Origin of the sequence: uncultured Cytophaga sp. (assembly GCF_937863595.1) — a bacterium.
Taxonomy (GTDB): domain Bacteria; phylum Bacteroidota; class Bacteroidia; order Cytophagales; family Cytophagaceae; genus Cytophaga.
The window spans coordinates 1-7564 of the sequence record NZ_CALMGQ010000096.1; the positions used below are offsets into that span (position 1 = coordinate 1).

Annotated in this window: 6 protein-coding genes and 1 pseudogene; 1 reads left to right on the forward strand and 6 read right to left on the reverse strand. The window is 34.3% G+C overall.

Annotated elements, in window-relative coordinates:
* From Q0543_RS09220 to serA, 5 genes and pseudogenes are all read right to left on the reverse strand, one after another.
* A pseudogene (locus Q0543_RS09220) lies at positions 1–451 on the reverse strand (histidine kinase); the annotation flags it as partial.
* A 12-nt stretch (positions 452–463) separates the two neighbouring features.
* The gene (locus Q0543_RS09225) at positions 464–1336 is read right to left on the reverse strand and encodes a bestrophin family protein (protein WP_299251697.1); all 873 of its coding nucleotides are present in this window, start codon (positions 1334–1336) and stop codon (positions 464–466) included.
* Positions 1333–1737 carry a MaoC family dehydratase gene (locus Q0543_RS09230; RefSeq protein ID WP_299251700.1) on the reverse strand — a complete coding sequence of 135 codons (405 nt, stop codon included), beginning with the start codon at positions 1735–1737 and terminating at the stop codon, positions 1333–1335. The genes Q0543_RS09225 and Q0543_RS09230 overlap by 4 nt, the downstream gene beginning before the upstream one ends.
* A gap of 2 nt (positions 1738–1739) precedes the next feature.
* Positions 1740–2825: an aminotransferase class V-fold PLP-dependent enzyme gene (locus Q0543_RS09235; protein WP_299251703.1), complete on the reverse strand. Its 1086-nt coding sequence runs from the start codon at positions 2823–2825 to the stop codon at positions 1740–1742.
* Between the two features lie 171 nt (positions 2826–2996).
* A complete protein-coding gene (gene serA, locus Q0543_RS09240) occupies positions 2997–4898 on the reverse strand; it encodes a phosphoglycerate dehydrogenase (protein WP_299251706.1) in 1902 nt (633 codons plus the stop codon).
* 622 nt (positions 4899–5520) lie between these two features.
* Here serA and Q0543_RS09245 point away from each other — a divergent pair.
* Complete coding sequence (locus Q0543_RS09245) at positions 5521–6381, forward strand: dienelactone hydrolase family protein (RefSeq protein WP_299251709.1); 861 nt, start codon at positions 5521–5523, stop codon at positions 6379–6381.
* A gap of 127 nt (positions 6382–6508) precedes the next feature.
* Here the strand turns inward: Q0543_RS09245 and Q0543_RS09250 are convergent, their stop codons facing one another.
* Positions 6509–7456, reverse strand: coding sequence for a hypothetical protein (locus tag Q0543_RS09250; protein ID WP_299251712.1), 948 nt, complete (start codon positions 7454–7456; stop codon positions 6509–6511).
* Positions 7457–7564 lie beyond the last annotated feature (108 nt).

Genomic DNA, 7564 nt, shown 5'->3' on the forward strand with positions numbered 1-7564 from the left:
CTTTAAACGAAATTTGTTCTGGAAATAAATTTTCATCTGAATAAGGGAGTGCCATCCCTTTTTTTGATACCAATGTTAAATGATTTTTTTCGTACGAATATAAGTTGATTAGGTTGAAATTAACATTGTCAATTACCAGGTATTGATCCATGCCAGCTGAGTAGGATGGCGTTTTTAAAAATATCCAAACAGGTTTTTCTATACGTGTAATTTTAGTAAAAACTCCATTTTCTGGAGTGGAAAATTTATTTTGTTTGGCGATTTTTAAAATGCTATCTGTTGATATAAAACCAATAGGCGAGTAGTAACGGATTAGCTTTGCTGATGAATGGCTTGAATTTATCGGGATTGGCGTTATGGAATCCCAATTAGCTGCTACCGTTTTTTGAGAATCTAAAAGAAGTAAAACTGTAATTAAACAAATTGAAATTTTTAAAAAATAACGTTTCATATTTCTTAGCATTTAGTCATGCATAACAATTTCTTCTATATTATTTTTAACATTTAAGGCGATTTTGTCCATCTGAAGATCATTTCTGTCGTAGCCAAAAGGTTCTTCTATTTCCTCGGCAGTCAAAACGATGCTCATTAAAATGTAATATAATAATATTACTAAGGGGACACAAAGCCAGCCAATCTCATGTACCAAGCTGAAGGGTAAAATAATAACATACATGTTGATTAAAAACTTCAATAAATGCATGTATGCCATAGGTATTGGCGTATTTTTAATACGTTCGCATTTACCAAGGATGTCTATTAAACTGTGTATTTTTTCAATTAATAAGCTTTGTTGAATATCCGAGATGAGTTTGCGTTGCCAAACGTTCTCAATTTTCTGAGTCATGATGTTTGCTATGACAACAGGCTTGTGTTGTGCATTTTCAATAACTATCCGATCGGTTTGCAATATATTGTTCAGGGATGAAGTATCAACTTCGTCTCTTAAATGTGCTTTCATATTAAAAATGAAGGCTATCAATAAGTTTGATACTTCCTTTCTTTCTGGTGTATTAAATGGAAGTAAACCGTTTAATGTGATGGCTAAATTTCGAGCTGTATTTACAAGCGCCCCAATTTCTTTTCTTGCTTCCCACCATTTATCATAAGCGGTTGTATTTCTAAAAACTAATAATAAACCAAGTGCTGCTCCCATATAACCAGGAAGTGCACCACTTACGGTCATATTTAATTTTTGATATGCAGCATTGTGGTTGTGTAGGTAAATTAATAAACAGGTGATGAGCGTTAAAACGATAATACCTACATACAATCTTTTTACAATAGATCCTTTAAAAACTAAAGCTAACTTTAAGGATTCTTTGTCTAATTTCATATTTTTTCTTTATGCATAATATGTGCATTGCCCAAGACATTTACTTTTCCAGATTCTTTATCTACAATTTTTGTTTCAATGATTGCTGTGTGCCTGTCTTTATTTATTTCCAATACAGTTAATTGGGCTTCGTATTTGCAGTCAACGTACATAGGACGTTTAAAATCGATTTCTTGTTTTAAATATATCGTCCCTTCACCTGGGAAGTACATTCCTAATATTTTAGATAAAATACTCGCACCTAAAATGCCATGTATAATAGGTTTTTTAAACATGGTTGTTGCTGCATATTCCGCATCTAAATGCAAGGGATTTTTATCTCCCGATAATTCGGCAAATGAAATTACTTGATCTTGTGTATAGGAAAATACTTCCGAATATGTGTCACCGATTTGTAACATAATTAACCTATTTTTTCTTGTAGTGTTTTAACGAGTTTTTGCATGTGTTCCAATGAATGAGCAGGGAAATTTGCAATTCTAATTTGCGTATCTTTTTTCGGTCCATATCCCGCACCAACTGCCATATCAAATGGTTCTAATAGTTTGTTTACATCACTAGGTAGCATCGTTGTGTTTGCAACGATGGTTGTCATAGAACGTAAGCGTGCATCTTCTACGCCAAAACTAAATACCGTACTCGATTCTATGTATGCATTTACCAATGCTGCTTTTGCTTCCGTTTGTTTGCGTATGCCATCTGCACCAATCGCTAACATATCTTGCGTAACTTTTCCCAATAAGAAAATATTCATTGCATTGGGTGTTTCCGGTGTTTGATTTACCAAGGCTTTTTCTAACAAGGAAGGAATGCTGTGGTACGTGCCGATTGATTTTCCTTTTGCTAAAAGAGCTTTTGATTTTGCAATTACTTTATCATTTAGAATCCAAACACCCAAACCTGCAGGTAATCCAAAACATTTCTGCACAGAGAAAAAAGCAGAATCAATTTTAGTCCAATCAAAGTTCGGATAAGGCAGAGAAGAAACTGCATCCACAAATATCAAGGCGTCTTTATTTTTATCTCTAAAGGTATTGATGTCTTCAACAGGCATAGATACGCCAGAGCTGGTTTCATTATGCGTTAAGCAAATGATTTCTGCGTCTGCAGGTACTGTAATAGAAGCAGGGTAGAAACCTTTTCCAAATGCTGCTTCTTCTTTGTATGCTTCGCGACCAAGTTCACCTGCAAACTCATAAAAGCGTTTAGAAAACGATCCATTAACACAATGAAAACTTTTTTTCTCAACGCAATTTTCAATGATGCGTTCCCAAATTTCAGTAGCAGAAGCAAGAAATAAAATTTCATAATTACTCGGCAGGTTTAACAATGTTTTAAGATTGTCTGAAGCTGTTTTGTAGATTTCTTGAAATTGCTTGCTGCGATGAGAAATGACACCCACCTTCTCATCCAAAGCCGTTATCATGTGTTGACGCACGGTAGGGTATAACTCAGATGGACCAGGAGTGAAGTAAATTTTGTTGTTCATTTTTGGTAGTTTCCAGTTACTAGGTACTAGTTGCTAGATGTTCTCTATTCAACTAATACCTAGCTTTATAATTTATACAATGATATATTATCAAACTTTTTTTCTTGTCTCGGAACTTGCAATTAGCACCCAGTAACTATATTCTTTTTTCTATAAACTAGTACCTAGAAACTAGTAAAGCGTCCTAAAACGAATCGTTCCAGGGATTTCTTTTAACTCGTTTAAAATTTCCTTGTCGTACATTTTAGCGATGTCTGTAATAACATAACCCACACCTTCATTTGTTTTTAGGTATTGTGCTAAAATGTTGATGTTGTGTTTCGCAAACAAGTTGTTGATCTTAGCCAAAATACCTGGTTGGTTTTCATGCAAGTGCATGAAACGATGACCTTCTTGTAATTCAGGTAATTGAATGTTCGGGAAGTTTACACTGTGAAGTGTAGTACCATTATTGATGTAATCAGTAATTCTGTTAGGTACAAAATTGCCAATATTTGATTGTGCTTCTTCAGTAGAACCACCAATATGTGGCGTAAGGATTACGTTTGGTAAGCCTCTTACTTTATTAATAAATTCTTCATCATTATTTTTAGGTTCATGTTGGTAAACATCCAAACCAGCACCTAAAATTTTACCGCTCTTTAAATGAACCGCTAGAGCATCTAAGTCAGCTACCGGTCCGCGTGCTAAGTTTAAGAAGATAGAACCATCTCTCATTTCTTCAAATTCTTTCGCTCCGAAAATACCTTTGTTTGTAGGTCTGCCATCCACGTGTAAAGAAACAACATCTACCGTATTTAATAATTCTTTTAAGCTATGGCATTTGCGTGCATTACCCAAAGAAAGTCTTTCCACGATGTCATAGTAATAGACAACCATACCAAGAGATTCTGCAATTACAGAAAGTTGAGAACCGATATTACCGTAACCAACAATACCCAATTTCTTACCTCTAATTTCAAATGAATTCTTAGCAGATTTATCCCACTTACCTGAATGCATTTGCATGCTCTTTTCAAGCGTGCGACGATACAACATGATGATTTCACCAATTGCTAATTCTACAACAGAGCGCGTATTGCTGAATGGTGCATTGAATACTGCTACACCTTTTTGTTGTGCTGCTTTCAAATCTATTTGGTTGGTACCAATACAGAAAGCGCCGATTGCAATAAGCTTAGGCGCATGTTCTAATACTTTTGCTGTAATAATTGTTTTAGAACGAATACCAATAATGGATACGTCTTTGATTTTTTCAATCAATTCATCTTCTTCTAATCCAGATGCAATTGTTTCAACGGTATATCCTTCTTCGCTAAATAATTTTTTAGCATCTGTATGTACGTTTTCTAATAAAAGAACCTTGATGCGATTCTTTGGATATGAAATCGACATGGGTAATTTTTCTTGGAATAAAATTTCGTCAAAGTTTGGAGCAATGCTGTCGGCTTTAGCGACAACGGCATCACGACTTACGTTTTCTGTGAAGGCATAAAATTTAGAAGCAAGACCAGCACCTCTAATTTCATAATCGGTATAGCCATCTCCAATCACATGCACGTCGCCCTTCAAACCCAATGTTTCCATTAATTTGATTTTACCTTTGTCTTGGCTTAATGGATTACTTGCATCACAACCAGTGATGTTACCATCTGCGTCGTATGTAAATGTATTCGCCTTTACGTGATCTTCCTTAATGCCAAATTCAGTTACAATAGGTAAGATGAATTCTTTGAAGCCTGAAGAAACAATATAAATTTGATCTGCATAATCACGAAAGAAATGCTTGTTGCTTTTTACAGATTTAGAAACTTTAGAACGCAATAAGTCGATCAATTGAGGAAGGTGTGATTTATTCGCCTGAACCAATTGCAAACGTTTCACAAGATTTTCACTAAACGATCCTTTGCCTTCCATACCAAGATTGGTAAGGTCGATTATTTGTTTAATGATTTGTTGTTGATTTGGATTGCCAGCTAATGATATTGTCGCTAATTCATCCAACGCTTCAACTTGTGTAAATGTACTGTCAAAGTCAATGACGAAATACGGAACCTTCTCGATTGTTTCCATGAAAATATGTATGCTTTAATTGTTCGTGTAATCTAATGTTTAGCCTATATTGTGATGATAATTTCCCATCAGAAATAGGAGGTGCAAATTTCTGCATTTTTTATCTAAAAACGAAGCATTTTAGACTAAAGGAATGTTAAGAATTCAATAATAAACAAGAACCTATTTTTAGGTCTTTAGAGATTTACGAATCAATAGTGTTGAAAATGCAACTGTCAGATGGAAAGGAGGTTGATGTATATTCGTTCCACTCTCAAATTAATTGTTGACAAGTCGATCCAGTTTATTGTGGATTAAAGAGGTGTGTTTTCTTAATAAATGTGTAAAATATGTGCAAAAGACTGTTGGTATCTATATAAATCGTTATTGTTTGACATTAAAACCATTTATGTGGTATCTTAATCTATGTGAATGGTTTGTTTATTAGATGTTAATAATTGGTTGACAAAATGTTACTTGTCTTGTTTCCATCAAGAACAAAGGTGTTTTTTGTCCGAGATTATAAATAGGTCTTGATATATTCACAAAAGTACCAATACAATACGCTTTACTATATTAAGTCTTGTCAGAACAATTTATGTCTATTAAATGTATTTACACTATTAAATAAAAAAAATCCTTTATGAAAAAAATAATAGTATTCATTTCTTCCATGGTTTTTTTACAAACCATGACCTTTGCACAAGTCAATAACAAAACGTGTTGTGCTGTTACAAAGACCAATCATTCAGGTATGAATGTATTTGCGTCGAGCAAATCTTTTAAAAATGCGCATAAAAGTCCCACCGATTTCACCCTTGAAAATGCAAAAGGAAATATGATTCAGTTTGATGTGAAAGAGGGAAAGATGGGGAATGCTTATATGATTAAGTCTGCAACTGCAAGTAATAAATATGTATTTGTAATTCACGAATGGTGGGGATTGAACGATTACGTTAAAAAAGAAGCCGATAAATTATACGATGATTTAGGTGGGAAAGTAAATGTTATGGCGCTCGATTTGTACGACGGAAAAGTTACTTCCAACCGTGATTCTGCTGGCGCATATATGGCTGGAGCAAATGCAGATCGTATTGCATTGATCTTAAACGGGGCATCTACCTTTGCTGGAACAAAAGCAGAAATTATTTCTATGGGCTGGTGTTTTGGTGGTGGCTGGGCGTTACAATCTTCTATATTGTTAGGCGATAAAAGTAAAGGGACGATCATATATTATGGTATGACGGAAAAAGATCCTGCAAAATTGAAAGCCTTAAAAGGAGAAGTGTTGGGTATCTTTGGTACAAAAGACAAATGGATTAATCCTGCGATGGTTGCTGCCTTCGATAAAGATTTAACTACAGCGGGTAAAAAGCATGTGATTAAAAGTTTCGATGCCGATCACGCATTTGCGAATCCAAGTAATCCTGATTTCAACAAAGCATACACAGAAGAGGCTTGGAAAATGAGTGTAGCGTTTATTAAAAAAGCGTTTGGGGTCTAAATTATGAAGTATAATTCGCTGCGGAGAAATTAATATAAATAAAGTCCTTCAAGGGTAAAGCTTTGAAGGACTTTATTTATATTAAACAATCTTTCCTTTCTTATATAAGAAAATTATTTAAATGAAATTATTTTGTAGGCGAAAACCACAAGCCTTGTTCTGCTGTACCTGCATAAATAATATTGTCTTTGATACATAAGGATTGGACATCCCAACATCCCATGTATATCCAGTTTCGACCATTATCGTTTGATTTAAATACTCCATTCTTTGTTGCTGCATACATAATTCCAGTATTAAGTTCAATGGATTGAATGATGTTGGGACCTTTAACGGTTAATCCATTTGGACTTTCTCGTGACCATGTTTTGCCGCTATCATAAGAGGATAAAATAACACTATTCATAGAAGACATTGCATGGACAACATTATTTAAAATGAATAATTTCCATTTAAAGTGATTTGTAAGAGGAGAATTTATATATGTCCAAGTTGCTCCATCATCATCAGACCTGTATAAGCCGACTTCTGAAGATTTTGTAATGCATGCTATAAGTGTATTGTTTATAGATACAATTGAACTTGCTTCTAGCAGTCCAGGTATTGTTATTTCTGTCCAATTATTTCCATTATCTATTGAACGAAATAAGCTAGTCCCACAAGTAAATAAACCAGCATCTGTACCCACGAGAGATGAAATGTAAATATTACCAGAAAGGCCGTTACTTTTTTCTGTCCAAGTGTTGCTCATAGTATTTGAACAATAAATTTTATCTGTAGTAGAAATGTATAGTTCGTCTTTGTAACTTATCAATGATCTATATTGACCATCGCCGACCACCTTCATTGTGTTCCATTTTTCACCATTGCTGGATGTATAAATTTTACCACTATTATTCATTGAGTAATTATTGCTTGCAATAATTACTGTATCCCTCAATATTGTCATGAAGGAGCTGCTACTTGATGGATAGCCCGTTACTTTGGTAAACGTGTTATTGAACGTTGGGTCATCTCTTTTAGTACATCCCAAAATGAAAAAAGAAAGACAAAAAACGAAAAAGAAGTTTTTCATAAAACAAATTTTAAACGATTAAATGATTAATTTATATGTCGATATAACTTCGTTTTGTTCCTAACCGATTGAATAGTTGGACCAGTTTGGTGGCATAAACTGGAACAA